Raw genomic sequence first — 23,465 nt, 5'->3', positions numbered from 1 at the left:
GATTACTCTGCGCACCTGTCCCAACGTTCTGGAGTCTCATCATGCAAACCCGTACCGATTTCTACACCGCCTCCCCCGACGCGATGAAAGCCATGCTCGCCCTGGAAGCGGCGGTGGGCAAACTCTCCATCGAATTGCCACTGCTGGAACTGGTGCGCCTGCGCGTCTCGCAAATCAACGGCTGCGCGTTCTGCCTCGACATGCACACCGCCGATGCGCGCAAAGGCGGCGAGACCGAGCGGCGCCTGTACACCCTGTCGGCCTGGCGCGAAACGCCATTTTTCACCCCACGTGAACGCGCCGCCCTGGCCTGGGCCGAAAGCCTGACCCTGCTCAGCCACACCCACGCCCCGGATGAAGACTTCAACGCCCTGGCCGCCGAATTCAGCCCACAGGAACAAGTCGACCTGAGCGTGGCCATCGCCACCATCAACAGCTGGAATCGCCTGGCGGTGGGGTTTCGCAAGATGCCCAAGTAAGGCATCAGTTGGCTTTGAAATAACCACGCGGGGTGCTGCCGGTCATGCCTTTGAAAAAGGCGATCAACGCACTGTCGCTGGCAAAGCCCAGTTCAAAGGCGCAGTAGCCCAGGCTGCGCCCGGTGGCGAGCAGTTCGATCACCCGCATCAGTCGCCACTGTTGGCGCCACTTCTGATACCCCAGGCCGGTTTCCTTGAGGAAAATCCGGCCAATGGTCTTGGTGCTGGCGCCAATGTGCTGCTCCAGTTCCTGCAATGTCGGTGGCAAGCGGTCGAGTTGGGCCAGCAAGGGTGCCAGGCGCTTGTCTTGCGGCAACGGCAGGAGCAGGGGCTGCTCGACCGCATGGCGGATTTCGTCCAGGCACAGGCCAAGCAAGTGGGCATAGCGGCCGGTGTGCCAATCGGTCTCGAAGGGTGCCATAGCCATCGGTTCCAGTACGGCCCGCAGCAAGGTACTCACTTGGATCACGCGCACCTGCGCGGGTAACTGCCCGGCCAGGGCCGCGCTCACGTATACAGACCGGTAATCGACTGCGTGCTGCATCACCGCGCGATGAGGCAGGCCGCAAGGTATCCAGGCAGCGCGGGTGGGCGGCAGCAGACACAGCTGGGTGTCCAGCGTGATGCGCGTGCAACCTTGCTGGGTGAACAGCAACTGCCCGCGCTGGTGGCGATGCATGCCGGAGTCGTGATTGCCCAGCACCGCAGCGATGCCGATCACGGGAGCGGCAAACGCGTCGGGATTGAAAGACGCAGTCGCTTCGAGCCAAGCCATGGGTTGTCCGATTTCATGGATAAAATGTCGAAGTCTGGATAATACCCCAGTTGGCGCGCCCTAGAATTCGTCCATTGTTTTTATGGATGGACCTGGTGATGAAGTCTGGAAATTTGCTGATGCTGACGATGGCCTTGCTGATGTTCCCGCAATTGGCCCAGACCCTGTACAGCCCGGCCCTGGGCGATATCGGCCGGGTGTTCGCGGTCGAGCCTGAGCGGGCGGGGCAGACACTGTCGGTGTACTTCCTGGCCTTCGCTTTTGGTGTAGTGGTATGGGGGCGCTTGAGCGATCGTTGGGGGCGACGGCCCGTGATGCTGATCGGGCTTGGGGTTTATGCAGGCGCCTCGGCGCTGGCCTTGAATGTGACCACATTCAGCGGTTTGTTGCTGGCCCAGGCGTGTGCTGCTTTCGGTGCGGCGGTGGGGTCGGTGGTCACCCAGACTGTGTTGCGTGACCGGTTCCACGGTGCTGGACTGGCCCAGGTGTTTTCGCTGATGGGCATTGCGCTGGCGGCCAGCCCCGCCATCGGGTTATTCAGCGGTGCAAGCCTGGTGGAGTGCTTTGGCTATCGCGGCGTGCTTGGCACGTTGCTGCTGCTCGCGCTGGGGTTGTGGGCCTGGTGCCTGTGGGCCCTGCCGGAAACACGCCCGGCATCGTTGCCCACGGCCGCCCTTGGCCAGACACTCGGATTGATGCTCAAGGATGCCGGAATCTGGCGCTCGGTCGGATTGGTGGCAGCCTTCAATATTGCGCTGTTCAGCTATTACAGCGTGGGCCCGTTTATCTTCGCGCAACTGGGGCGCTCCACTGCCGAGTTCGGCTACAGCGGCGTGTTGCTGGCGTTGGGGTCCGGCCTGGGAGCGTGGTTGAACAAAGCCTTGCTCAAGCGTGGTATGGACAGCGATCAGTTGGTGTTTGTCGCTGCTGCAGTGGCGGTGGTGGGGAGCCTGCTGGTACTGGCCCTGCAACACAGCTGGTTATTGGTATGGCCGATGTTGCTGGTGGTGCTGGCATTCGGCATGGCGATACCCAACGTGCTCGGCGGCGCGTTAGTCGACTACCGCGATCGCCTCGGCACTGCCGCCGCCTTGTTTGGCTTGCTGTATTACCTGGTGATTGGTGGCGGGCTGACCCTGGTGGCATGGACCCAGGACCTTGGCTGGAGCCTGTTGGTATGCAGTTTGGCGGCGTTGTGGCTGGCAACGCCGCGGGTCTTCAGAAGTTGACCGATGCACTCAAGCGCGCCGTCAGCGGTGCGCCCTGGAACAGGTAGTCATCGCCCATGTACTCGCCTGCGTCGCGCCAGTAGCGCTTGTCGAACAGGTTGTCGACGCTCAGGCGAAACACCGTCTCGTACCCATCGACCTTGGTGGTGTAACGGCTGCCGACATTGACCACCGCGTAATCGCCTACCTGTACATTACCGGTGCGATTGGCGTATTTCTTGGCGCTGTATTGCACGCCGCCCAGTACCGCCAGGCCATTGACCCACGGCAAGGCATAGTCGGCGTACAGGCTGGCGCGCAGCTTGGGTACGTTGATCGCCTGGTGGCCTTCATAGTCCGGCGTGCCGCTGCCGCTGACCCGCGCTCGAATCGCTGCCACGCTGGTTGCGATTTGCAGGCGGTCGGTGGCCCAGCCGTTGGCGGACAGTTCCAGGCCGGTGTTCTTCTGCTCGCCTTGCTGCAGGTAGGTGAAACCGTCACCTTCGGGCTTGGCGTATTGGTAAGCCTGGCGCGTCTGGAACACGGCGGCGGCAAAACTGATGCGGCGCCAGTCGTATTTAACCCCGGCTTCGATCTGGCGCGAGACGGTGGGGGCGAGTGTTTCATCCTGGTTTTTTGCGAACCACGGCGCCGTGCCGCCCAGTGACAGGCCCTTGCTGTAGCTGGTGTACAGCGAAACGTTGTCCACTGGTTTGTAGATCAGCGAGGCCTGGGGCAGGAACACGTATTGTTGGGTGTGGCGTGTCTGGTTGCCGGTGACGCCGTCAAAGGCTTTTTCATCCAGGCGTACTTCACGGCCACCGAGGATGGTTTGCCATTGCTCGTTGAATCGAATGCGGTCAGTGACGAACAGGCCGTATTGGCGGCTGTCGAGGTTGCGGTGGCTGTCGTTCAGCGGTTTGTCGGTAGGGGGAAAACTCGGAACTCGTTCGTCGATATTGGCGGTGCCGATAAATTCGTTGACCGACTTGCGTTTGTCGATCACCCGGCGAAAGGCGCTGGTGCCAAACGTCAGTTCGTGGCCTATGCTGCCGGTGTCGAACAGGCCGGTCATGGCCGCCTGGATTTCATCGTCGCGGCGAGTGTCGTCAGGGCTGCGGTAATCGTAGACGTCGTAATTGCCTTCGGGGCTGAAGTAGTTCGGTACGCTTGTTGAACTGCAACTGGCCGACCCGTAGCAGCCCCACGCAAACGAGCTGTAATCGTCAATCACCACCTTGCTGTGCGCCGCACTGATATTACCTTTCCACTGGTCGCTGAAACGGTACTCGAACTTGCCGTTGAGGTTCAGCGAATCAATCCCCACCTGCTTGCCGCCGGTCTGGTGCCCCAGCAGCTTTTTCGGCGAGGCGTCATGGGGCACCTGCGTACCGCCCAACAGTTGATACCCCGGTACCGAACGTTGTTGCTTGTTCTGGTACTCGGCATCCAGTTGCAGCACGGCGTCGGGGCTGATGTTCCAGTCAAAGGCCAGGGATACGAAATCACGCTGGCCATTGGCGTGTTCCACATAGGAATTGAGGTCTTCATGGGCGACGTTGGCACGCAGGCCGAACTGCTGCTCGCTGCCAAACCAGCCGCCGACATCGGTGGCGATATAACCGCTGCCGCGATCATCGGTAGACACTGTTACCGAACGCACATCTTCCGGCCGCTTGGTCACGTAGTTGATCACGCCACTGGGCTCGGAAATGCCGCTCTGCAAACCGGCCAGGCCCTTGAGCACTTCCACCTGCTGCTTGTTTTCCAGAGCGACGTTCTGCTCGCCGGTGATGGTGCGCCCATTGATCTTGTAGCTGCTGGCCGCATTCAGCGAGAAGCCGCGCACCACGAAGTTTTCGTAATAGCCGATGGGCGCGTAACTGTCGCCCACCGAGGCATCGTTGCGCAGTACTTCACTGAGCAAGCGTGCCTGCTGGTCCTTGATCAAGGCTGCGTTGATCACCGTGATCGAGGCCGGAGTGTCGAGCAATGGTGCTTCGTCAAAACCGCCCACCGAAGCGGTTTCATTGCGGTAACCGGACTCATCCAGGCCCTGGACCTTCACCGCCGGCAATTGGATCTCGGCGGCCAGGCTGCTGCCGATGCCGCCACTGAGCAGCAGGCCAAGGGCAAAACGTGAAGTGACGACGGGTCGAAAACGCAGAACCATGGGCAGGGCCTTAAACGCAGGGCGGGGGGGCGCATAAGCTAGGCATAACGGCGGGATTTTACAAGTTATGCAGCAGGGGCTCTGCCACACCACGTATCAAATGTGAGAGCTGGCTTGCCTGCGATAGCCATAGGTATCTACACCACTTTGTAGCTGCCGATCGAAACCACGATGCGAAGCGAGCCGCTCTTGATCTTGATCTGCTTTTGATCTCAGGCGCCCCCCAAATCCCTGTCGGATTACGGGCACACCGAGCCTAGGCGAGGTGCCGAGTGGTGGGGCAAGAGCGTTTTGCTTACTTTGCCGCTTTTGCAAAGTGAGCCGCCGTCAGGGCGGAACCCTAAGTGGCCGTTACCGCAGGAATGGATATGTACTCGGTATAACTGTGTCGGCTGGCAGGCCGTCACGGGAGCAAGCTCCCTCGCCAAAGGTCCAGCGTCGCCCCAAAGTTGTGTAGATACCTAAGCTGCAATAGCGGGGGTTCAGGCAGTCAATCAGCGACTGACAGGTTGCTATCGCAGGCAAGCCAGCTCCCACAGGGGATAGCGTTTCAACCAAAGCGCCTCAGAGTTTCGCTGGGAAGCTCTTTGAACAGCTGTCGATAGCTATTGGAAAACCGCCCCAGATGCCAGAACGACCAATTCATCGCCACCTCGGCCACGGTGGTATCCGCGCCACTCAATAGCTCCCGCCGCGCCCCGTTCAACCGACGCAACCGCAACCACTGCGCCGGGCTCATCCCGGTGTAAGTCTTGAACCCTTGCTGCAATTGGCGCAACGGCACACCCGCAATCTGCGCCAGTTCCAACAGGTTGGCAGTTTCATCCGGTGCATCCGCCGCCCATTCACCGATACGTGCCATCAACCGGCGTTCTTCATTGCGTTTTTGCAAGGAGCTGCCGTCCAGGCACACGCAGGCGTTGTCGAGGATAAACAGGCAATCGTCGAGCAACTGCTGGGTCAGGGCATCACGGCTGATGGGGTCGGTCAGTGCCGACAGGCGCGTAAGGGTTCCGCTGAGCCAGCGAGTGAACAGCGCGTTTTGCTGACAGGCCAGTGGCGCCATGAACAACCCTTCCAGTCTGGCCATGTCCAGCCCATGGCGCTGCACGAACTGCGGGCCGAACACCACCGCTACTTCGCGGTAGTTCTGCGGGGTGATCCAGGTATTGCGGCTTTCGCCGTTAAGCAGGTACAGCGCGTTGTCGCTGCCATCGAAGCAGAACGCCAGGGCACCTGGCGGCGCGTTGAAGTGCTGTTCCACGCGGGTGTTCATACATTCTTCGTACACCTGCACGCCTTGCAGGTCGAGGTAGCGCACGCGCCCGGCAAAGTGCCCGGGGGACATTTGCTGGTAATGCTGCACCCAACCGGGTGTCGCACTGCATTGGGCGGTCACATCGCCGGTAGCGAAGGCCTGTACGCGCAAAGCGGTTGCCTGTGTCATGGGGGATCCGTGCGCACTCTATTGGTGCGTTGTACTGCGTGCAAAGTGGATAGATGCCGTTTCAAGGCCGGCCCAAGATAGACCTCAATGTGTCGACTGTACAAGCCGGCGCCGCATCCCACCCAAGACGAGGTCCTTATGAACGCCCCCTTCGATCAGCTCTCCACCTGGCTGAAAGAACACAAGATTACCGAAGTCGAATGCGTGATCAGTGACTTGACTGGCATCGCACGCGGCAAGATTGCACCCACCAACAAGTTCCTGCATGAGCGAGGCATGCGCCTGCCGGAAAGTGTGCTGCTGCAAACGGTAACCGGGGACTTTGTCGACGACGACATCTACTACGACCTGCTGGACCCGGCCGATATCGACATGATCTGCCGCCCGGTGGCCAACGCCACCTACGTGGTGCCCTGGGCCATCGAGCCCACCGCCATCGTGATCCACGACACCTTCGACAAACAGGGCAACCCGATTGAACTGTCGCCGCGCAATGTGCTGAAAAAAGTCCTGCAGCTGTACACCGACCAGGGCTGGCAGCCGATTGTCGCGCCGGAAATGGAGTTCTACCTGACCCAGCGCTGCGAAGACCCGGACCTGCCGTTGAAAACCCCCATCGGTCGTTCGGGGCGTGCCGAAACCGGGCGCCAGTCGTTTTCCATCGATGCCGCCAACGAATTCGACCCGCTGTTCGAAGACGTCTACGACTGGTGCGAAGCCCAGGGCCTGGACCTCGACACACTGATCCACGAAGACGGCCCGGCGCAGATGGAGATCAACTTCCGTCACGGCGACGCCCTGGACCTGGCCGATCAGATCACTGTGTTCAAGCGCACCCTGCGCGAGGCCGCGCTCAAGCACAACGTGGCCGCCACGTTCATGGCCAAGCCGGTGGCCGACGAACCCGGCAGCGCCATGCACCTGCACCAGAGCGTGGTGGAGATTGCCACCGGCAAACCGGTGTTCGTCGATGCCGACGGCAACATGAGCCCGTTATTCCTGCATCACATCGGCGGCCTGCAGAAGTACATCCCCAAGCTGTTGCCGATGTTTGCACCCAACGTGAACTCGTTCAGGCGCTTTTTGCCGGACACCTCGGCGCCGGTCAACGTCGAATGGGGTGAAGAAAACCGCACCGTCGGCCTGCGCGTGCCGACTTCCAGCCCCGAGGCGATGCGCGTGGAAAACCGCTTGCCGGGTGCCGATGCCAATCCCTACCTGGCGATCGCCGCCAGCTTGTTGTGTGGCTACCTGGGCATGATCGAGCAGATCGAGCCCAGTGCGCCGGTCGAAGGCCGTGCCTATGAGCGCCGCAACCTGCGCCTGCCGTTCACCCTCGAGGATGCCCTGGCACGCATGGAAGACTGCGACACGGTCAAGCAGTACCTGGGCGAAAAATTCGTGCGCGGCTACGTCGCGGTCAAGCGCGCCGAGCATGAGAATTTCAAGCGGGTGATCAGTTCCTGGGAACGTGAATTCCTGCTGTTGAGCGTCTAAAACAACGATAAAAAGGGTGACGATATGCGTCTTGTGAACAAGTTTCTGCCGTTGGCACTTGCACTTGTACTGCCGGCGGCAATCAGCGCTAGCGCCCAGGCAGCGTCGACGGTGAGCGTCTACAACTGGACCGACTACATCGGTGAAACCACCTTGGCGGATTTCCAGGCCAAGACCGGGATCAAGGTGGTCTATGACGTGTTCGACTCCAACGAAACCCTGGAGGGCAAGTTGCTCGCCGGGCGCACCGGCTATGACGTGGTGGTGCCGTCCAACCACTTCCTGGCGCGGCAAGTGAAGGCCGGCGCGTTCCTCACGCTGGACCGTGCGCAACTGCCCAACTTCAAGAACCTCGATCCCCGGTTGCTCAAGCTGCTGGAGCAGAACGACCCGGGTAACGCGCACTCGGTGCCGTACCTGTGGGGCACCAATGGCATCGGTTACAACGTCGACAAGGTCAAGCAGGTGCTGGGTATCGAGCGCATTGATTCATGGGCGGTGCTGTTCGAGCCGGACAACCTCAAGAAGCTTCACGAATGCGGTGTGGCCTTCCTTGATTCGCCGGATGAGCTGTTCCCGGCGATCCTCAACTACATGGGCAAGGACCCTCGCAGTGAGAACGCCGAGGACTACAAGCAGGCCGAAGCCAAGCTGCTGACGCTGCGGCCGTACATCACTTATTTCCATTCCTCCAAGTACATCTCGGACCTGGCAAACGGCAATATCTGCGTGGCCTTCGGTTATTCCGGCGATGTGTTCCAGGCCGCCAACCGCGCCAAGGAAGCCAAAAACGGGGTGAACATTGCGTACTCGATTCCCAGGGAAGGCTCCAACCTGTGGTTCGACCTGCTGGCCATTCCTGCCGACGCCACCAACCCCAAAGAGGCCCACGCGTTCATCAACTACCTGCTCGAACCCGAAGTGATCGCCAAGGTCAGCGCCTCGGTGGGCTACGCCAACGCCAACCCGGCGGCCAAGCCGTTCATGGCCCCGGAACTGGTCAACAACCCTGAGGTTTACCCGCCCCAGGACGTCCTCGACAAACTCTACATTTCCACCACGCCTACGCCGGCGACCATGCGCGTGATGACCCGCGCCTGGAGCAAAGTGAAGTCCAACCGATGATTCAGTCCAGCGAACATGCGCAGTCCTATTACCGCGCGACAGCCAACACCATGGCGCAGCGGCCTGCACTCGACGCTGATCTGAGCGTTGATGTGTGTGTGATCGGCGGCGGGTTCACCGGGGTCAACACGGCCATCGAACTGGCCCAGCGCGGGCTCACGGTGATTGTGCTGGAGGCCCGCCGCATTGGCTGGGGTGCCAGCGGGCGCAACGGTGGGCAGTTGATTCGGGGTATCGGTCATGATGTCTCGGGGTTTGCCAAATACGTGGGCGAGGAGGGCGTGCGCTATCTGGCGCGAGCCGGTATCGACTCGGTGGCGTTGGTGGGCGAGCGCATCGGCGAGCATGGTATCGATTGCGACTTGCGCTGGGGTTTTTGTGAACTGGCCAATACCCCGGCGCAATTCGCCGCGTTCAAGAATGAACAGGCGCAGTTGGCGGCCATGGGCTATGCCCCTGAAACCCGGTTGGTGGGCGCGCAGGACATGGCCCAGGTGGTGGGCTCGACGGTGTACGCCGGTGGCCTGGTCGACATGGGCTCGGGGCATCTGCACCCGCTCAACCTGGTGCTCGGCGAGGCGCAGGTGGCCGAGGCCCTCGGGGTGCGGATCTTTGAACAGACCCAGGTGCTGGAACTGATCCATGGCCACACTGTGCAGGTGCGTTGCGCCGGCGGCAGTGTGCGTGCCGCCCATCTGGTGCTGGCGTGCAATGCGCACCTTGAAGACCTGGAGCCTCGCCTGGGCGGCAAGGTGCTGCCGGCGGGCAGCTACATCATCGCCACCGAGCCGTTGCCGAAAACGGTGGCCGAGCAATTGATTCCGCAGAATCTGGCGCTGTGCGACCAGAAAGTCGGGCTGGATTACTACCGGCTGTCCGCCGACCGGCGCCTGCTGTTTGGCGGTGCCTGCCATTACTCGGGGCGCGATCCCCAGGACATCGCCGCCTACATGCGCCCGAAAATGCTCAAGGTGTTCCCGCAACTGGCCGACACCGCCATCGAGTTCCAGTGGGGCGGCAAGATTGGCATCACCGCCAACCGCTTTCCCCAGGTCGGACGGCTCAAGCAATACCCCAATGTGTTCTATGCCCAGGGCTATTCTGGCCATGGCCTCAACGTGACCCACTGGTGCGCACGGCTGTTGGCCGAAGCGATTCACGCGGGTGCAAGTCGCGGCCTGGATATTTTCAGCCAGGTGCCGCACATGACCTTCCTGGGCGGCAAGGCGCTACGCTCGCCGCTGCTGGCGTTGGGGATGTTGTGGTATCGGTTGCGCGAGGTGCTTTGATCACACAAAGGGCGCAGGCAATCGCTGTACTGTGGCGCCTTGTTAACTGGCCTCAGGTTCAGTCAGCACCTTGCGAAACGTCTCCACCAGCGGGCGCAAATTGACGCGGTGCCAGGCCGCCCACAGCGGTGTGGTGTAGGTCAGCCACGGCAACTCGCGCAACACCACGCCGGGCGGGGCGTTGCGGTTCAGGCCCTTCTGCACCATCGCTACCCCGAGCCCTGACGCCACCAGGCCCAGTGCGGTAAAGGGTTCGCCGGCTTCCATGGGAATCTGTGGGGTGAAACCGGCACGAATGCAGGCGGCGACGAAATCATCGGCGGGGTTGGCGCCGGCTTTGCGCTGCACGCCGATCCATTGTTGGTCGGCCAGGTGTTCGGGCAGCAGTTCGCGTTGCCGGGCCAGCGGATGTTGTTCGGGCAGGGCCAGCAGCATCGGGTCGTCGAGCACCTGCAAGGCGCTCAGATCTGGATCGTCGTCGGCGGGGGGCTCGCTTACCAGGGCGATGTCCAGACTGCGTTGGCGCAGGCCCTCCAACTGTTCGAGGGAGGGCAGGTTATACAGCTTGATGTGCACGGTGGGCCGATCGTCGCGCAGTATGCGCAGGGCGTTGGGTAGAAGGCCTGCGTGCATGGCATTTTCGATATAGCCGATGCACAGGCCGCCTTCTTCCCCACGGCCCAGGCGCTTGCCCAGCGATTCCAGACGGTTGGCATGGGTCAGCAGCGCCTTGGTTTCAGCCAGGAAGGTCTGGCCGTCGCGGGTCAGGCGGATGCGCTGCTGGCTGCGTTCGAACAGGGTCAGGCCCAGGCGTTCCTCCAGCTGGGCGATCTGCCGGCTCAGGGGCGATTGGGAGATGTGCAAGCGCTCGGCGGCGCGGCCGACGTGTTCCTCTTCGGCGACCACTTCGAAGTAGCGCAGTTGGCGTAGATCGATCATGTAAGACCTGCAAGGACTCAAGTTGGTCGCAGTATGTCTTGGACGGTCTGACTAACGCAATCTAGCATCTGCTCAACGGTCACAACCAACCGATTGAGGATCTCACCATGAGCTTGAAAGACAAACTCCCCGGCGTACTGGGCTTTGGCACCGCACCCTTGGGGAATATGTTCCGCGCCATCCCTGAAGACGAAGCCCAGGCCACCGTCGAAGCCGCCTGGAACCACGGCGTCCGTTACTTCGACACCGCGCCGTTCTACGGCTCGGGCCTGTCGGAAATCCGCTTGGGCCAGGCCCTGTCCAACTACAACCGTGATGACTACGTGCTCAGCACCAAGGTCGGCCGGGTGATTCTGGATGAAGTCGAAACCGGCGCCCGCGACCTTGGCGAAAAAAGCGGTGTGTTCGAACACGGCCGCCCGAATAAAATCCTCAATGACTACAGCGCCGATGCCACCCTGCGCTCCATTGACGACAGCCTCAAGCGCCTGCAAACCGATCGCCTCGACATCGTGTGGATTCACGATATCGCCCAGGATTTTTACGGCGACCAGTGGCTGGACTACTTCAACCAGGCCCGCACCGGCGCCTTCAAAGTGCTGACCCGCTTGCGCGAGGAGGGTGTGATAAAGGCCTGGGGCCTGGGCGTCAATCGCGTCGAGCCGTGTGAACTGACCTTGGACCTGACTGAGGCGCAGCCCGACGGGTTCCTCCTCGCCGGCCGCTATACGCTGCTGGACCACGAGCGCGCACTGCAACGCCTGATGGACGCCGCCCTGGCCCAGCAGGTTGAAATTGTGGTCGGCGGCCCGTACAGCTCTGGCATCCTCGCCGGCGGCGCACACTTTGAATACCAGCCCGCCAAGCCTGCGATCATCAGCAAGGTCGAGCAGATCAAGGCGATTGCCCAGGCATTTGGCGTGAGTGTGAAAGCCGCGGCGCTGCAGTTTTCCCTGGCACACCCGGCCGTGGCGGCGGTGATTCCCGGTGCCAGTCGTCCGGGTCGCATTGCTGAAGACGTTGCGGCGTTGTCAGAACAGATTCCAGCAGCCTTCTGGCAAGCGCTACGCGAGGCCCGATTGATATCGGACCGCGCGCCTCTGCCTCTCTAATCTTAAGGAAGCTAACCATGAAAATTGATGTGAGCGGCAAAGTGGCCATCGTCAGCGGCAGCACCGCCGGTATCGGCCTGGGCATCAGCCAGGCCCTGGCGCAATCCGGCGCAACGGTGGTAGTGATCGGGCGGGACGCGGGCAAGGTCGACGACGCTTTGGCCAGCATTCGCCAAGGGGTGCCCGGCGCTGACCTGCGTGGGCTGGTGGCCGACCTTGGCACCCTGGAGGGCGCCGAGATACTGTTCGCCGCCGAACCTCGCGCCGATATCCTGGTCAACAACCTCGGCATCTTCAACGATGTGGATTTCTTCGACGCGCCGGACAGTGAATGGACGCGCTTCTATGAGGTCAATGTGATTAGCGGCGTGCGCCTGGCACGGCACTATGTGCCGGGCATGGTCGAGCAGGGCTGGGGGCGGGTGATCTTTGTGTCGTCGGAATCCGGGGTGGCGACGCCGGCCGACATGATCAACTACGGCGTGACCAAAAGCGCCAACCTGGCGGTCTCCCACGGCCTGGCCAAGCGCCTGGCAGGCACCGGGGTGACGGTGAATGCGATTTTGCCGGGGCCGACCTTTACCGACGGCCTGGAACAGATGCTCAAGGACGCCACGGCCCAGTCCGGGCGTAGTGCGCGGGAAGAAGCCGATGTGTTTGTGCGTAATGCGCGGCCCACCTCGATCATCCAGCGTGCAGCCAATGTGGATGAAGTGGCGAACCTGGTGGCGTACATTGCTTCACCGCTGTCGTCTGCCACTACCGGTGCCGCTTTGCGCGTAGACGGTGGCGTTGTCGACAGCATGGCGATCTGATTTTTCCCCTGATTGGAGTATTTATTGTGGCAACAGCGTCTTCAGTAATTGAAATCCCGGCATCCGCCGACCAGGTCTGGCAACTGATTGGCGGCTTCAACAGCCTGCCCGACTGGCTGCCCTTTATCGCCAAGAGCGAGCCGAGCGAAGGTGGCCGTGTGCGTCACCTGACCACCGCTGACGGCGGCCAGATCGTCGAGCGTTTGCAGACCTTTGACAACGTGGCGCGCATTTATAGCTACACGATTGAAGAATCGCCGTTTCCGGTGAGTGCGTATCTGGCGACCGTGCAGGTTGAAGCGCTGACCGAGTCGTCGGCCAAAGTCACCTGGTCCGGGGTGTTCACTCCGGCAACGGGTACCTCGGATGCGGCGGTGGAGGAGTTATTTGCCGGCGTCTACAGCGGTGGCTTGGAGGCGTTGCGCGGCAACTTCCCCAACTGAAAATCCCTGCTTTACCTGTGACGAGGGAGCAAGCTCCCTCGCCACGGATCAGGCGTTGTGGGGAAAATGGGCGAGGATCGCTGCAACTGACTCAGCGGGCGTCCTCTGCGCCGTATCGAGCCTGAACGGCGGCTCATCCCAGCATTCATACTCATGCACCAGCACCGACTGCCAGGTCGGCGGCGCCAGCCCGGGAACATCGCCCACGCGGCTTTCCACACGGCGCCGATGCTCGTGCTGATCAGCACACACCACCTGGATATTGATCAGTTCAACCTGCGCTGCCGTCGCCACGGCTTGCCAGGCTTGGCGGCTGTCCCTGACCGGGTTCACGCAGTCGGCGATGACCCGATGCCCCAAGCGCAAATTGCTCAGCGCCAATGCATTGGCCACGCTGTAGCCGCTGGCGCCCACATCCCCCGCCAATACGGCGGCATCGCGCAGCGCCTGTTCGATCACATCAATACGCAGGTAAACCGCGCCGGTCTGTCGCGCCAGTTCCCTGGCAACGGTGGTCTTGCCGCTGCCGGGCAGACCGCTGAATACAAAAAGCATGGTCATCAACCCTTGGTAGGAGCGAGCTTGCTCGCGAAAAACGTCAACGATAACGCGTACTTCCAGGTAAAACGTGTGGTCTTCACTATTTTCGCGAGCAAGCTCGCTCCTACAGTGTTATTAGAACTGCTTCACTTCGACAACAGGACCTGCGCCCCATGACCCTGCCATTCGTGAAGATGCACGCCCATGGCGACGACTTCATCATCATCGACCGCCGTGGCCAGGACAACCCCATCACTGCACAGGTCGCCGCCCGCCTGGGCAACCGCCGCTCGGGTATCGGTTTCAATCAGTTGGCGGTGATGCTCGACTGTGGAGACGCCGCCGCACATGTCCAGTTCTGGAACCCCGACGGCACGCGCCTGCCAACCTGCGGCAGCGCGACTCGCGGGGTGGCCGACCGCCTGATGCACGAGACCGGCATCGACACCGTCGTATTACGCACCGACCGCGGTTTGCTGACGTGCACACGCGTCGACGGGCAGCGGGTGTCGGTGGACATGGGCGCGCCGTCGCTGGACTGGGCGGCGGTGCCGCTGGCCGAGGCGATGGACACCCGCGTGCTGCCGATGGACGGTAACCCGGCGGCCTGCAGCATGGGCAATCCGCATTGCACGTTTTTTGTGCAAGACATCGCTGCCATCGATGTCGCGGCGGTGGGCCCGGCGCTTGAAGCCCACCCGCTGTTCCCGGCCAAGACCAATGTGCATTTTGTGCAGGTGTTGAGCCGTGGCCGTATCCGCCTGCGCATCTGGGAGCGGGGCGGCGCGGTGCCGTTGGGCTCCGGTTCGTGCTGCTGCGGCGCGGTGGTCAATGGAATTCGGCGCGGGCTGCTCGATGACAGCGTGGAGGTCGAATGCGACGGCGGCACGGTCACGGTGCAGTGGGACGGGCAGGGCGGAGTCATCTTGACCGGCCGTGTCGAGCCGATCATGCAGGGCGCCGCATACCTGGCCTAGAACGTCACGGTAAACGTAGTACCGGCCGTGGCGCAGGACGTCACCGCCACATCGCCACCATGCACCTTGGCCAGTTCGCGCACGATATACAGGCCCAGGCCGACGCTGCGCACATCGCTGCCCTGGTCGGTGCCACGCGTCATGGGCTCGAACAACCCGGCCAGCAGAGTTTCGGGAATCGCCAGGCCATGGTTGTGCACTGCGACCGCACAGGCGTTGTCGCCCAGGCGCGAGGTGATGGTGATCGGTTGCAGCAGGTCGCCATAGGCCACGCTGTTGGCAACCAGGTTGCCGATCATCTGCTGCACTCGGTCGGCATCCAGGCACGCCTGGCCGTTGCCTTCGGCCTGATGCACCAGCGTGGCTCTGGGAAAGGCCACCCGCAATTCATCCACCGCCTGTTGAATAACGCCGTGCAGATCCAGCGGCACCGCCTTGATGGTGATGCCTTGGCCGACCCGCGCCTGGGTGAAGTCCAGCAGGTCGGCGATCATGCGATGGGCGCGTTCGGCCGACTGGCCGATATGCCCCAGCAGTTGGCGCTCCTTGGCCGTGCGCTCGCCGCGCTGCAGAAAGTCCGAAGCCATGCGGATGGCGGTAAGGGGGTTTTTCAAGTCATGACTGACAATCGCCACCATCTGTTCGGCAAACAACGCCCGGCGATGGGCAACCGCATAGGCCGCGCTGAGTTCGGCCTGGGCCTGTTGCAGGGCGACCTCGGTGGCGGTTTTTTCCTGGAGCAGCGCTTCGGCCAACTTGCGTGCATTGAGCAGCTCGCGCTCGTACTTGTCGCGGTCGGTGGTGCCGAACAGCGCCAAGTCATGCACCACGCCGTCGGCCTGCCGGCGCTGGTTGGCGTTGAGCAATACGGTCACTTTGTGCCCGGCGCTGTGGCGAATGTCGAGCTTCACTTCGGTGACGCTGCCGTGCATGCGCAGCATTGGTGCCAGGTGGGTCTGGTAGAAAATCCGCCCGCCCATGGTCAACAGGTCCTGGAAGCGGCGCCCCTGCAGTTCGGCCGCGCTGAACCCGAGCCAGTCACTCAGGCGCGGGTTGACGTGCAGGATCGTGCCGTCCTCCTGGGTCACGGCCAGGGCGCAGGCGGCGCTGTCGAATAGCGACTCAGCAGGCATCGGCAGGCGCCCAGGGGGCCAGGAACCGGTCCATTGCCGCTGCGCACGCCTGGGGTGCACTCATATGCGGGCAATGGCCGACATTGTCCACCAGGCAATAAGTGCTGTTGGGCAGCACGCGGTGCAGGTATTCACCCACGGCTACGGGGGCGATCAGGTCGTCAGTCGATTGCAGGATCAACACCGCAGTGGGCAGGCCCTCTACATCCTGGCGGTTATCCGAAAGGAAGGTCACCCGGGCAAATTGCTTGGCAATGTCCGGCTCGGTGCGGCAAAAGCTCTCGGTCAACGCCTCACCCAGTGCCGGTTGGTCCGGCGCGCCCATGATCACCGGGGCCATCGCGCTCGACCAGCCCAGGTAGTTGCTGTCGAGGGTGTCGAGCAGGTCGTCGATATCCTCGCGCTTGAAGCCGCCAACATAATCGTCAGTGTCGATATAGCGCGGCGATGGGCCGATCATCACGTGCGCCGCAATACGCCCGGGGACAAAACGGTCGGCGAGGGTGCCGATCATCGCGCTGACGGAGTGGCCCACCAAGATCACCGGGCCTTGGGCGTAGGCGTCGATAATCTCGTTGAGGTCGCGGGCATAGCCGTCCAGGGCCTGGTATTTGGCTTTGTCGAACGCGCTGAGGTCCGACCGGCCCGCACCGACCAGGTCGTAGAGAACCACGCGAAAGCGCTGGCTAAAGTGCGGCGCCAACTGGTTCCACATCGCTTGATTGCAGCCAAAGCCGTGGGAAAATACCAGCGTCGAAGGACCGTCGCCCATCACATTCACATTGTTGCGGTAGCGCAGGTCCATGGCGTTCTCGTAGCTGGCAATTTGCTATGCGGGGTAAGGCCGCAGTTTAGATAGTCGCGCACCTGGGGTCACGCGTTATACGTCGATAAGGTAAAGTCGGCAGCTTAAGGAAGAAACCTCAGGTAACAAAACATGATAGGGAATTGGTGTAAAAAGGTCTCGGGTTTGCTGGCCCTGGTGCTCCTCGGCGTGCTGAGCATAGCCCAGGCGGACACTTCACCGATCGGGGTCGCCCTCGACCAGCGGGTGATTGACCTCACCAACACCCTCGACGCAACCACCACCCAGCGCCTTAGAAGCCAGCTTGGCGACCTTGAAGCGCGCAAAGGCGCGCAAGTCGCGGTGTTGCTGGTGCCGACCACGGGCGGCGCCGCTATCGAAGACTATGCCAACCAACTGTTTCGCGCCTGGCAGCTGGGGCGCAAGGACGTCAACGATGGCATCCTGCTGGTAGTGGCCAAGGCTGACCGCGCAGTGCGCATTGAAGTGGGCTACGGCCTGGAAGGCATCGTCACCGACCTGCTGGCTCATCGCATTATTGAAGAACAGATCACCCCGGCGTTTCGTCAGGGTGATTTTGCCGGCGGTGTGCAACAGGGCGTGGACGCCCTGACCGTACTGGTGGACGGCGGTGACTTGCCGCCATTGGCGGGCGCCGGGATCAATCCTCAATTTATCGCGTTGCTGGTGGCGTTTATCCTGGGCGGCTTGGGCGGCATGGCGATCGCTGCCGGCAAGCTGCATTGGCGCCGGGCGTTGATCGTCACCGTGGCGGCCACGCTGTTGCTGACGCTGCTGGCGGGCGGTCGGGAGTGGCCGATGTTCCTGTTTGTCATGCCGCTGACGCTGTTGATAGGCGGCGCGATATTCGGCGCGCTGTGGCAGGTGCGTACGCTGTTTTACTGCGTAATCGGGCTGCTGGCTTATATCCTCGGGTTGGTGGTGGCAAACCAGTATGTGGACGTCAGTTTCATCCATTGGCTGCTGTGGCCACTGGGCGTTTTGGTGGTGCTGGGGTTGTACCTGGTGCTACTGCTGATCATGAGGCAGACCTGGCGCACCAGCCGTGCAGGTTTTAGTGTGCGACTGCTGGCGGCGGTAGTCGTGTACGTGGTGGCAGGGTGGGTAATTGACGGCGGCCGCGACGGCTGGCTGTTGGCGTTTCCCATCGCATCGTTTGTCGCGCTGATCATCTTCGGCAAGGTCGGCGAGGGGACGGGATCGGGTAGCGGCTCCAGTTCGAGTTCCAGCAGTTCCAGCTCCAGTGGCAGTTCCTCCGGTGGCGGTGGTTCCAGTGGTGGCGGTGGGGCTTCCGGCAGTTGGTGACGCGTTAGCCGATACCTACACTTTCGACCCCCCCCATGGCAAGCGGGTGTTTGGCAATGCCATGGGGGGCACAACGGTTTGGACAGCAAACAGCCGATTGCAGTGTTACGCCTTGACCCAACTGCCCTTGCCATCGGATTTGATTTCGAAATCAATGGGGTCACGGTTGGCGTTGCCTTTAGCGTTCTCAACGGTTTTTTCGTCCGACGGCAGGAAGTTGCGATCTAACCGGCTGCGGGCAGTGTTGACCTGAGAATTGTCGACGGCCTTTTCGTCCGAAGGCAGGAAGTTTTGATCCAGCCGACTACGGTTGGCGTGGGCCCTGTATTCATCGCCGATGTTCTTCCAGCCGCCCTTGCCATCGGACACTTCTGCATCGTCCCCAATCTGGTTTTCTTCCTTGGGGTTGTATCTGGCTTTGTCGTTGTCGATCCTGCTGTTGTCAACGGGTTGGTATGCAGGGATAGATGGGCTGTAACCATTGATTGAAGACACGATTGCACCTCTCTGATAGCTGGGATATTGACCCGCCAGGACGGCGTCCCGGCTCGGCGTTTCGCAGGCTACAGCGCCGTGAGCAGTCGCTCAATGCGGCCCATTTCGGGTGAATGTAACCGAGTGAAACCGCTGTGGTCGCGGGTTTCCAAATAGTGAGAGTGGCGATAGGCGCAATCCGGCAAAGGGGCAGCAGAGTCAGGCTGGATGTAAGAAAGCGTCGTTGGTACTCAGGTTTTCATTTGTAGAAATACATTTGACGGCTCAGTGGTGTGCGCTTGTTTCACGATTGGAAACAGTTATGTAATGACCTTTCTTAGACAGTTCTCACCATTTCATGCCACGCCATCCCACCGTGATCCGACGGCGAAGGACGCACATAGGTGTAGCCCATGCGGGTGTACAACGGCACGTGCTGGTGCTTGCACATCAGGTGAATCGTCTGCTTGCCCATTGCTGTCATGCGCTGCACGAACACGGTCATCAGTTTTTTTGCATAGCCTTTGCCTTGATGTGCCGGGTCGACCACCACCGACATGATCACCACATTCGGCGCCTCGGCCACATGGCCGACCAATTCCTTGAATGCCTCATCCGACATCACCACATTGTGGGCACAGCCGGAATTGATGAAACCTACGACTTCGCCATCCTCCTCCAGGATCAAAAAGCCCTGGGGATACTGGGCGATGCGCGTGGTGATTTTTTCCAGAGTGGCGGCTTCGTCGCCTTCGTATGCGCTGGTTTCGATTTCAAAGCAGCGGCGGGCGTCGGTGGGCAGAGCATTGCGCAGGGTGAGGGTGGGCATGGGTGGTTCCAGGGCGTTGAGCGAAAGGCAACATCATAAAGAAACGTCGAGCTTATGGCACAGCAAGGCCATTTGCTTGGAGGGGAAGGTGTGAGGTTCGACTGAAATATCGGATGCAGAGCGCAGGCCTGACTGATGCGACTCAGTCCAATGTGGGAGGGGGCTTGCTCCCGATGAGGGAGTGTCAGTAAACGCATCTTGGACTGACCCACTGCCATCGGGAGCAAGCCCCCTCCCACATTCGGACGACCTAGAATTCCCCGGAATACTTTACTGCCGCCGCCGCCCGCGACGGCACATTCAAACTGCGCAATAATGACGACACATGAATGCGCACGGTAAACGGCGAAATATCCAGGGCTTTGGCGATTTCCTTGTTGGTCTTGCCCTGGGCTATCAGGCGCAGCACTTCCTGCTGGCGGGTGGTGAGGGTGTGGGTGTCCAGCGGCAGCAGGCCCGAAGGCGCGAACTTGACCAGCACTTCGCCGTTGCGGATCGCCAGCAACGCCTGGCCAATGTCGTCGGGGGCGATGTTCTTGCCGATAAAACCGTCGGCACCCAGGGCCATCACCTGTTCGATCAGCGCCGGGTCGTCGACCATCGACACCACGATCAACGTTGTGCGCCGCAGTTGCTGGCGCAGTTCGGCCAGTTGGCTGATGCAAGTCAGGCCGGGGAAGCGCAGATCGAGGATCAGGGTGTCGACTTCGCTCGCCTCGCACAGCAGCGCATTCACTGTGGCCAGGTCGCCGGCCTCTTGCACCTGGGCGTCTGGCAGCAGGCGCCGCACGGTGCGTGCCATGCCTTCGCGAAACATCGGGTGGTCGTCGGCGATGATGATCCGGCCGGTCATGGCGAGCTCCTTCCTGGGGCAAGGTGGTGTCGAGGCATGCTACTTTACCAGCGGGCCAAGGGCCCTTTTCCAAAGATGATATGTCAAGGATATGACTATGAGTCCCGAGACCAACTCCGAACTCGATCAGGCTAACCTGCGCATCGTGGTGGCCACCATCGCCATTGTGTATATCAGCGTACTGGGTTTTTTGCCCGGGCAGTCGCTGGACACCTACCTGCCGGTGATCCTGTATATCTTCGGGTTCCTGCTGGCGTCCATCGTGTTGCGCCAGGTGATCGCACGCTGGCCCGGGCATTACCCGGCGCGGCGCATCTTCGGCATGATCCACGACTACACCGGCACGTCGTTCGGCCTGGTGGTCGGCGGTGAAGCAGCGTTGCCGCTGTACGCGGTGATGGTCTGGGTGAACCTGGGCAACGGGATGCGCTACGGGTCGCGCTACCTGGCGATTGCCACGGGGCTGGCGTTGCTGGCGCTGCTGATCGTGTACCAGCTTACGCCGCTGTGGCAGGCGCAACCGTTCATGGTGTTGATGCTGATGATCACCAGCACGGTGATCCCGGTGTACGCCCATATCCTTCTGGAGCGCACACGCAAGGCTTCGGAACAAGCCATTGCCGCCAACCTGGAAAAATCCCGCTTTCTCGCCCAAGCCAGCCATGACCTGCGCCAGCCGATCCACTCCATTGGCCTGTTCACCGCCTGCCTGCGCGAAGCACGGTTGGGGGATGACGAGCGGCGGCTGGTGGACAATATCGATCGCTCGCTGCTCAACGTGTCGCAACTGTTCCGTTCGATCCTCGACCTCTACACCCTCGACAATGGTCGCCTGCTGCCCAAATACCAGGTGATCCACCTGGGCGACTTTCTTGCCGACCTGGTGCGCCAGAACGCCGAGGCCGCACGCTGGGCCGGCGTGGAGTTGCGCTTGCGCCCCTGCGCTCATTGGGCGCTGGTGGATCCGGGCATGTTGGCAACCATGGTGCAAAACCTGCTCTCCAATTGCTTCAAATACGGCGCGCAGCGGCCAGTGCTGATCGGCGTGCGTAGTCGCGAAAACGGCTTGGTCATAGAGGTGCATGATCAGGGGCGAGGGATTGCACGGGAGCATCTGTCAAAGGTCTTCGAAGAGTTCTATCGCGTGCGCCAACTGCGTGACAAGGATGTCGAAGGCGTGGGCCTCGGGCTGTCCATCGTCAAGCGCCTGGGGCAATTGATGGGGATGCAGGTGAGCCTGCGTTCGCGGTTGGGCCAGGGCACCTCGGTGAGCCTGCACGGCCTGGCCCTGGCCAACGCGCCGCGTCAACCGGCGCTGCGCGACGATGTGCGCCAGGCCGGCTTGCTCACCGGTCTGAAAGTGTGCCTGGTGGAGGATGATCACAACGTGCTGCTTGCCACCCAGGCGCTGCTGGAGCGATGGGGGTGCCAGGTGCAGGCTGAGTCGAGTGGGAAGGGGCTGGTCAGCGACTGCGATATCATCGTCGCCGACTACGACCTGGGTAATCACGCCACTGGCATCGAATGCATCGACCAGCTACGCCAGCAACGCGGTTGGGCGGTGCCGGCGTTGATCCTCACGGGTCACGACGTGGAGAGAATCCAGGCCGCGTTGCACGACCGTCAGATCGCCATCTTGTCCAAACCGGTGCGCCCTGCGGAACTGCGCGGCAGGTTGCGTGACCTCAGCCAGGAAAAAGTTACTGCATGAACGGTGTCAGCCCGTTGCCACGCGCGCCTTTTGGCTGGCAGTAGGCGGCAGGTTTCATCAGGCCAAAACTGGCGATCGCAAATGCACCGCCGCTGGCCCCGCTTGGTACGGAACAGTTGTATTCGCCGGACGCAGTGCTGGCGACATAGTAAGTGGTCATGGAATCGCTGCGCACATTGGAGATACGTTTTACCGGCTCGCCCAGGTTGGTTTCCGACAGCTTCTTGAGGTGATCTTCAGTGGGCTTGATATTGCTGCAACCGGCGACGCCGATGATCAAGGCGCCCAGCAGGGCAAGGCGAGTAACAGGGGAGTGGAGTTTCATGGTGCGTCTTCCTTGGGATTGTTTTGGTTTTTCCAGCGCGCAACAAACCCGCACGCAATGAATGCGCGGTGTTGAGGAAGCGTTGGAAGTGCCGAGGAATATAGCGTCGCAGGCGGGCAGGGTCGATTAGCACAAATGGGCTAATGGCAATTTGAAGTCATGGAAGGAACAGGCAGTGTTGGAGATAAAACGAGCTACGCCAGACGACTCCGACAGAGCGTTCGAGATTCGCCGTGACGCCATTCGCGGTCAGTGCATTGGCGCCTACAGCGCGGAGCAAATGGCGCTCTGGACCCGAGGTTGCGCAAGTGATGGCTACAGCGTGCTGATGGAAAAGCCGTTCTACCTGGGCTGGGTGGACGGTGAAGTTGTGGCTACCGGTATGCTCGATCCTGATCACCATGAAGTAGGTGCATTGTTCGTACGATCTGCGTTCACTGGGCGCGGCTATGGCAAGGCGATGCTTGCCCATGTGGAGGGTATTGCACGGCAGATGGAGATTGAACAGGTAGTGCTGGACGCCACCTTGAATGCGGTGAGTTTCTACCGCTCATGTGGTTATGTGGGGGATGAGCAGGCGGTGTATCGCTCACCCTCGGGGTTGGTGCTGGCGTGTGTGCCGATGGTGAAGCGGCTGCGGGTCATGCCGGCGTTTTGAATGCTGCGCGCAATCGCTCAATGACCTGAGCAACGCCGGGGCCCCGAATCGGTGGTGGGGTGAGGCTTTCGCCGAATTCGCGCCATACAAACAGGGTTAGCTCGGCCCCATCGGTCAGGCTTTTGGTGAGAGCTTGTGAGCCGAACCCCTGCAGGCTGCGATAACGTTCGTCGTGCCAGAACGCTTGTTCAACCCAGTCGTATACCGGGATAAAGTGAAAGTGCAGGGGAAACCCCGGCATATGGCCGTAGCGGCTGATGTACAACCATTTGGGTTGCAGTTTCGCTTGCATGACGCGTTGGACTTTTGCGAGCAAGCCCCCCAGTTCGGCCAGTGCGTCGTCGGGCATGTCGGCCAACGAGTCAACCGATGTCTTGGCGCCGAGCATCAGATATCCCGGTAGTTTTGACGCCTGGTGGTGGTTGAGCAGCCAATGCTCGGTCTGATGCAGGATGAAAGCGGGGGCGATCTGCATACGCACGCGTCCGTATGGGTTGGGGCGGCAGGATACCAAGTATTGCTCGGATAGGGT

At 61.3% G+C, this 23,465-nt stretch carries 24 protein-coding genes; 12 read left to right on the top strand and 12 right to left on the bottom strand.

What is annotated here, in order from left to right; genetic code table 11:
- Positions 1-41: 41 nt before the first annotated feature.
- A complete protein-coding gene (locus PSEBG33_RS11555; RefSeq protein ID WP_005788953.1) occupies positions 42-479 on the top strand; it encodes a carboxymuconolactone decarboxylase family protein in 438 nt (145 codons plus the stop codon).
- 4 nt (positions 480-483) lie between these two features.
- On the opposite strand, the gene PSEBG33_RS11560 is transcribed toward PSEBG33_RS11555, so the two are convergent.
- Positions 484-1,254, bottom strand: coding sequence for an AraC family transcriptional regulator (locus PSEBG33_RS11560; protein WP_005788951.1), 771 nt, complete (start codon positions 1,252-1,254; stop codon positions 484-486).
- Positions 1,255-1,352: 98 nt separating this feature from the next.
- Between PSEBG33_RS11560 and PSEBG33_RS11565 the strand changes: the two genes are divergently transcribed.
- A complete protein-coding gene (locus PSEBG33_RS11565) occupies positions 1,353-2,483 on the top strand; it encodes an MFS transporter (RefSeq protein ID WP_005788949.1) in 1,131 nt (376 codons plus the stop codon).
- Here the strand turns inward: PSEBG33_RS11565 and PSEBG33_RS11570 are convergent.
- Both PSEBG33_RS11570 and PSEBG33_RS11575 read right to left on the bottom strand, forming a co-directional pair.
- Positions 2,473-4,635 (bottom strand): TonB-dependent siderophore receptor, encoded by a 2,163-nt coding sequence (locus tag PSEBG33_RS11570; RefSeq protein ID WP_005788947.1) that lies wholly within the window; start codon positions 4,633-4,635, stop codon positions 2,473-2,475. The genes PSEBG33_RS11565 and PSEBG33_RS11570 overlap by 11 nt on opposite strands.
- Positions 4,636-5,185: 550 nt before the next feature.
- Positions 5,186-6,082, bottom strand: a complete 897-nt coding sequence (locus tag PSEBG33_RS11575; protein ID WP_005788945.1) for a helix-turn-helix domain-containing protein — start codon at positions 6,080-6,082, stop codon at positions 5,186-5,188.
- 138 nt (positions 6,083-6,220) lie between these two features.
- Between PSEBG33_RS11575 and PSEBG33_RS11580 the strand changes: the two genes are divergently transcribed.
- Genes PSEBG33_RS11580 through PSEBG33_RS11590 form a run of 3 tightly spaced genes read left to right on the top strand, consistent with a single transcriptional unit; the run spans position 6,221 to position 9,993 of the window.
- Positions 6,221-7,579, top strand: a complete 1,359-nt coding sequence (locus PSEBG33_RS11580; protein ID WP_005788943.1) for a glutamine synthetase family protein — start codon at positions 6,221-6,223, stop codon at positions 7,577-7,579.
- Between the two features lie 24 nt (positions 7,580-7,603).
- Positions 7,604-8,704, top strand: a complete 1,101-nt coding sequence (locus PSEBG33_RS11585; protein ID WP_005788941.1) for a polyamine ABC transporter substrate-binding protein — start codon at positions 7,604-7,606, stop codon at positions 8,702-8,704.
- On the top strand, positions 8,701-9,993 hold the full coding sequence (locus PSEBG33_RS11590; RefSeq protein WP_005788939.1) for an NAD(P)/FAD-dependent oxidoreductase: 1,293 nt from the start codon (positions 8,701-8,703) through the stop codon (positions 9,991-9,993). The genes PSEBG33_RS11585 and PSEBG33_RS11590 overlap by 4 nt, the downstream gene beginning before the upstream one ends.
- Before the next feature lie 42 nt (positions 9,994-10,035).
- Here the strand turns inward: PSEBG33_RS11590 and PSEBG33_RS11595 are convergent, their stop codons facing one another.
- Positions 10,036-10,932 carry a LysR substrate-binding domain-containing protein gene (locus PSEBG33_RS11595; protein ID WP_005788938.1) on the bottom strand — a complete coding sequence of 299 codons (897 nt, stop codon included), beginning with the start codon at positions 10,930-10,932 and terminating at the stop codon, positions 10,036-10,038.
- A gap of 107 nt (positions 10,933-11,039) precedes the next feature.
- Between PSEBG33_RS11595 and PSEBG33_RS11600 the strand changes: the two genes are divergently transcribed.
- From PSEBG33_RS11600 to PSEBG33_RS11610, 3 genes are read left to right on the top strand one after another with little or no spacing between them, the layout of a single operon-like run.
- A complete protein-coding gene (locus tag PSEBG33_RS11600; RefSeq protein ID WP_005788936.1) occupies positions 11,040-12,044 on the top strand; it encodes an aldo/keto reductase in 1,005 nt (334 codons plus the stop codon).
- A 17-nt stretch (positions 12,045-12,061) separates the two neighbouring features.
- Complete coding sequence (locus PSEBG33_RS11605; protein WP_005788934.1) at positions 12,062-12,859, top strand: SDR family NAD(P)-dependent oxidoreductase; 798 nt, start codon at positions 12,062-12,064, stop codon at positions 12,857-12,859.
- A 26-nt stretch (positions 12,860-12,885) separates the two neighbouring features.
- The gene (locus PSEBG33_RS11610) at positions 12,886-13,302 is read left to right on the top strand and encodes an SRPBCC family protein (protein ID WP_005788932.1); all 417 of its coding nucleotides are present in this window, start codon (positions 12,886-12,888) and stop codon (positions 13,300-13,302) included.
- Between the two features lie 48 nt (positions 13,303-13,350).
- On the opposite strand, the gene PSEBG33_RS11615 is transcribed toward PSEBG33_RS11610, so the two are convergent.
- Positions 13,351-13,857, bottom strand: a complete 507-nt coding sequence (locus PSEBG33_RS11615) for an AAA family ATPase (protein ID WP_005788930.1) — start codon at positions 13,855-13,857, stop codon at positions 13,351-13,353.
- 158 nt (positions 13,858-14,015) lie between these two features.
- Between PSEBG33_RS11615 and dapF the strand changes: the two genes are divergently transcribed.
- The gene (gene dapF, locus PSEBG33_RS11620) at positions 14,016-14,819 is read left to right on the top strand and encodes a diaminopimelate epimerase (protein ID WP_005788928.1); all 804 of its coding nucleotides are present in this window, start codon (positions 14,016-14,018) and stop codon (positions 14,817-14,819) included.
- Here dapF and PSEBG33_RS11625 read toward each other — a convergent pair.
- Both PSEBG33_RS11625 and PSEBG33_RS11630 read right to left on the bottom strand, forming a co-directional pair.
- Positions 14,816-15,952, bottom strand: a complete 1,137-nt coding sequence (locus PSEBG33_RS11625) for a PAS domain-containing sensor histidine kinase (protein WP_005788926.1) — start codon at positions 15,950-15,952, stop codon at positions 14,816-14,818. The two genes, dapF and PSEBG33_RS11625, sit on opposite strands and share 4 nt — an antisense overlap.
- Entirely contained in the window at positions 15,942-16,757 is an 816-nt protein-coding gene (locus PSEBG33_RS11630; RefSeq protein ID WP_005788924.1) for an alpha/beta fold hydrolase, read from the bottom strand. Before PSEBG33_RS11630 ends, PSEBG33_RS11625 begins: the two co-directional genes overlap by 11 nt.
- A gap of 132 nt (positions 16,758-16,889) precedes the next feature.
- Between PSEBG33_RS11630 and PSEBG33_RS11635 the strand changes: the two genes are divergently transcribed.
- Positions 16,890-18,083, top strand: a complete 1,194-nt coding sequence (locus PSEBG33_RS11635; protein WP_005788922.1) for a TPM domain-containing protein — start codon at positions 16,890-16,892, stop codon at positions 18,081-18,083.
- A gap of 105 nt (positions 18,084-18,188) precedes the next feature.
- Here PSEBG33_RS11635 and PSEBG33_RS11640 read toward each other — a convergent pair whose 3' ends face one another.
- The 3 genes from PSEBG33_RS11640 to PSEBG33_RS11650 form a co-directional block, all read right to left on the bottom strand.
- A complete protein-coding gene (locus tag PSEBG33_RS11640; RefSeq protein WP_005788920.1) occupies positions 18,189-18,578 on the bottom strand; it encodes a hypothetical protein in 390 nt (129 codons plus the stop codon).
- A gap of 316 nt (positions 18,579-18,894) precedes the next feature.
- Positions 18,895-19,386 carry a GNAT family N-acetyltransferase gene (locus PSEBG33_RS11645; RefSeq protein WP_005788918.1) on the bottom strand — a complete coding sequence of 164 codons (492 nt, stop codon included), beginning with the start codon at positions 19,384-19,386 and terminating at the stop codon, positions 18,895-18,897.
- 250 nt (positions 19,387-19,636) lie between these two features.
- A complete protein-coding gene (locus PSEBG33_RS11650) occupies positions 19,637-20,239 on the bottom strand; it encodes a LuxR C-terminal-related transcriptional regulator (RefSeq protein ID WP_005788917.1) in 603 nt (200 codons plus the stop codon).
- A 97-nt stretch (positions 20,240-20,336) separates the two neighbouring features.
- On the opposite strand from PSEBG33_RS11650, the gene PSEBG33_RS11655 reads away from it, so the two are divergent.
- Positions 20,337-21,950 (top strand): hybrid sensor histidine kinase/response regulator, encoded by a 1,614-nt coding sequence (locus PSEBG33_RS11655; RefSeq protein ID WP_005788915.1) that lies wholly within the window; start codon positions 20,337-20,339, stop codon positions 21,948-21,950.
- Here PSEBG33_RS11655 and PSEBG33_RS11660 read toward each other — a convergent pair.
- Positions 21,940-22,275, bottom strand: coding sequence for a hypothetical protein (locus tag PSEBG33_RS11660; protein WP_005788913.1), 336 nt, complete (start codon positions 22,273-22,275; stop codon positions 21,940-21,942). The genes PSEBG33_RS11655 and PSEBG33_RS11660 overlap by 11 nt on opposite strands.
- A gap of 175 nt (positions 22,276-22,450) precedes the next feature.
- Between PSEBG33_RS11660 and PSEBG33_RS11665 the strand changes: the two genes are divergently transcribed.
- Positions 22,451-22,933: a GNAT family N-acetyltransferase gene (locus tag PSEBG33_RS11665; protein ID WP_005788912.1), complete on the top strand. Its 483-nt coding sequence runs from the start codon at positions 22,451-22,453 to the stop codon at positions 22,931-22,933.
- Here PSEBG33_RS11665 and PSEBG33_RS11670 read toward each other — a convergent pair.
- On the bottom strand, positions 22,917-23,408 hold the full coding sequence (locus PSEBG33_RS11670; RefSeq protein ID WP_005788910.1) for an HIT family protein: 492 nt from the start codon (positions 23,406-23,408) through the stop codon (positions 22,917-22,919). The genes PSEBG33_RS11665 and PSEBG33_RS11670 overlap by 17 nt on opposite strands.
- Positions 23,409-23,465 lie beyond the last annotated feature (57 nt).

The organism is Pseudomonas synxantha BG33R (assembly GCF_000263715.2).
Taxonomy (GTDB): Bacteria; Pseudomonadota; Gammaproteobacteria; order Pseudomonadales; family Pseudomonadaceae; genus Aquipseudomonas; species Aquipseudomonas synxantha_A.
This window is presented reverse-complemented; position numbering and strand designations above follow the sequence as displayed.

Bases quoted from the DNA above. Each gene is read 5' to 3' on its own strand.
- PSEBG33_RS11555 (WP_005788953.1), top strand. From the start codon at position 42: ATGCAAACCCGTACCGATTTCTACACCGCCTCCCCCGACGCGATGAAA.
- PSEBG33_RS11560 (WP_005788951.1), bottom strand. From the start codon at position 1,254: ATGGCTTGGCTCGAAGCGACTGCGTCTTTCAATCCCGACGCGTTTGCC.
- PSEBG33_RS11565 (WP_005788949.1), top strand. From the start codon at position 1,353: ATGAAGTCTGGAAATTTGCTGATGCTGACGATGGCCTTGCTGATGTTC.
- PSEBG33_RS11570 (WP_005788947.1), bottom strand. From the start codon at position 4,635: ATGGTTCTGCGTTTTCGACCCGTCGTCACTTCACGTTTTGCCCTTGGC.
- PSEBG33_RS11575 (WP_005788945.1), bottom strand. From the start codon at position 6,082: ATGACACAGGCAACCGCTTTGCGCGTACAGGCCTTCGCTACCGGCGAT.
- PSEBG33_RS11580 (WP_005788943.1), top strand. From the start codon at position 6,221: ATGAACGCCCCCTTCGATCAGCTCTCCACCTGGCTGAAAGAACACAAG.
- PSEBG33_RS11585 (WP_005788941.1), top strand. From the start codon at position 7,604: ATGCGTCTTGTGAACAAGTTTCTGCCGTTGGCACTTGCACTTGTACTG.
- PSEBG33_RS11590 (WP_005788939.1), top strand. From the start codon at position 8,701: ATGATTCAGTCCAGCGAACATGCGCAGTCCTATTACCGCGCGACAGCC.
- PSEBG33_RS11595 (WP_005788938.1), bottom strand. From the start codon at position 10,932: ATGATCGATCTACGCCAACTGCGCTACTTCGAAGTGGTCGCCGAAGAG.
- PSEBG33_RS11600 (WP_005788936.1), top strand. From the start codon at position 11,040: ATGAGCTTGAAAGACAAACTCCCCGGCGTACTGGGCTTTGGCACCGCA.
- PSEBG33_RS11605 (WP_005788934.1), top strand. From the start codon at position 12,062: ATGAAAATTGATGTGAGCGGCAAAGTGGCCATCGTCAGCGGCAGCACC.
- PSEBG33_RS11615 (WP_005788930.1), bottom strand. From the start codon at position 13,857: ATGCTTTTTGTATTCAGCGGTCTGCCCGGCAGCGGCAAGACCACCGTT.
- dapF (WP_005788928.1), top strand. From the start codon at position 14,016: ATGACCCTGCCATTCGTGAAGATGCACGCCCATGGCGACGACTTCATC.
- PSEBG33_RS11625 (WP_005788926.1), bottom strand. From the start codon at position 15,952: ATGCCTGCTGAGTCGCTATTCGACAGCGCCGCCTGCGCCCTGGCCGTG.
- PSEBG33_RS11630 (WP_005788924.1), bottom strand. From the start codon at position 16,757: ATGGACCTGCGCTACCGCAACAATGTGAATGTGATGGGCGACGGTCCT.
- PSEBG33_RS11635 (WP_005788922.1), top strand. From the start codon at position 16,890: ATGATAGGGAATTGGTGTAAAAAGGTCTCGGGTTTGCTGGCCCTGGTG.
- PSEBG33_RS11645 (WP_005788918.1), bottom strand. From the start codon at position 19,386: ATGCCCACCCTCACCCTGCGCAATGCTCTGCCCACCGACGCCCGCCGC.
- PSEBG33_RS11650 (WP_005788917.1), bottom strand. From the start codon at position 20,239: ATGACCGGCCGGATCATCATCGCCGACGACCACCCGATGTTTCGCGAA.
- PSEBG33_RS11655 (WP_005788915.1), top strand. From the start codon at position 20,337: ATGAGTCCCGAGACCAACTCCGAACTCGATCAGGCTAACCTGCGCATC.
- PSEBG33_RS11660 (WP_005788913.1), bottom strand. From the start codon at position 22,275: ATGAAACTCCACTCCCCTGTTACTCGCCTTGCCCTGCTGGGCGCCTTG.
- PSEBG33_RS11670 (WP_005788910.1), bottom strand. From the start codon at position 23,408: ATGCAGATCGCCCCCGCTTTCATCCTGCATCAGACCGAGCATTGGCTG.